This is a genomic window from Actinoplanes sp. NPDC026670 (genome assembly GCF_040638175.1).
Lineage (GTDB): Bacteria > Actinomycetota > Actinomycetes > Mycobacteriales > Micromonosporaceae > Actinoplanes.
The window spans coordinates 1-1,290 of record NZ_JBEZXU010000197.1; the positions used below are offsets into that span (position 1 = coordinate 1).

Sequence of the window (1,290 nt, forward strand, 5' to 3'; positions counted from 1 at the left end):
ACCCGTCCGCGACGAGCTGCGGGAACTGCTGGATCCGTTCGCGTGGGCCGCCGCTTCCCGCGCGGTCCTGTCGGCCCACTACACCCCGCAGGCCCTGGCCCAGGCCATGTGGGATGGCCTGGGCGCCTTCGGCTTCGACGGCGGTGAGGTCCTGGAGGCCGGCTGCGGGTCGGGAACGTTCTTCGGCACGGCCCCGGCCGGCGGCACGCTGCGGTTGACCGGCGTCGAGCTGGACCCGGTCACGGCCCGGATCGCCCAGTTCATCTACCCCGACGCGAACGTGCTGGTCGAGTCCTTCGCCGACACCGACGCCCCGGCTGGTGCCTTCGACGTGGCGATCGGGAACGTGCCGTTCGCGCAGGTGCCCTTCACCGAACGCCGGTACGGCGCGACGGGCCACAGCCTGCACAACGGGTTCCTCATCAAGGAACTGGCCCTGGTCCGGCCGGGTGGCCTGGTCATGGCCGTCACGTCCCGCTGGACGCTCGACGCCGAGGACACCGCCGCGCGCCGCCAGATGGCCCGCTACGGCGACCTGGTGGCCGCGTACCGGCTGCCTGCCGGGGTCTTCACCGACACGGGCACCAGCGTCGTCGTCGACGTCCTGGTCCTGCGACGCCGCGCCGAGGGGCAGGACCCTGCCGACCTGGCCTGGCTGGACGCGCCCAGCCGTGAGCTCAACGGCAGCACCCACAGCATCAACGCCTACTTCACCGCCCACCCGGAGCACGTCCTGGGCGAGCTGACCGCGGCGTCCGGCCCGTACGGGCCGGCGGTGACCGTCAAGGGCGACCCCGTGCGAGCCGTCGACGACCTGCGGGCCGCGTTGCGGCAGGCAGCCGAGCGGGCCACGGCCGACGGGCGCGGCTACGAGCCGCACCCTGACGGCCCCGACCGTAAGCCGCTGCACCTACAGACGGCTCGGGACAAGCACGCCAACGACTACACCGGTCGCCTCTACCTCGACGAGGACGGCCGGATCTGGCAGCACATCAACGGCAACGATCCTGTCGAAGCGGTCCCCTCCGACGGCAACACCGGGCAGTTGCTCGCGCTGATGCGGCTGCGTGACGTCGCCGCCGAGCTGAAGGAGCTGGACCGCACCGGAGACGAAGCTGACCGCGCGCAGCAGCTCCGGGCCCGGCTGCGGGAGCTGCACGCGGCCTACACCACGGCGCATGGTTCCCTGTCCCGCCCCCGGCAGACCCGCCTGTCGGCCGGGGCGGAGGTGCGCGAGCGCGCCAGAGCCGAGGGCCGGGAGGTCCGCGAGGACGAACGCACCCTGACCGC

Annotated in this window: 1 pseudogene; it reads left to right on the top strand. The window is 73.2% G+C overall.

Annotated features, from left to right (window positions below):
- Positions 1 to 1,290 (top strand): annotated as a pseudogene (locus AB0E94_RS53040) (hypothetical protein); the annotation flags it as partial.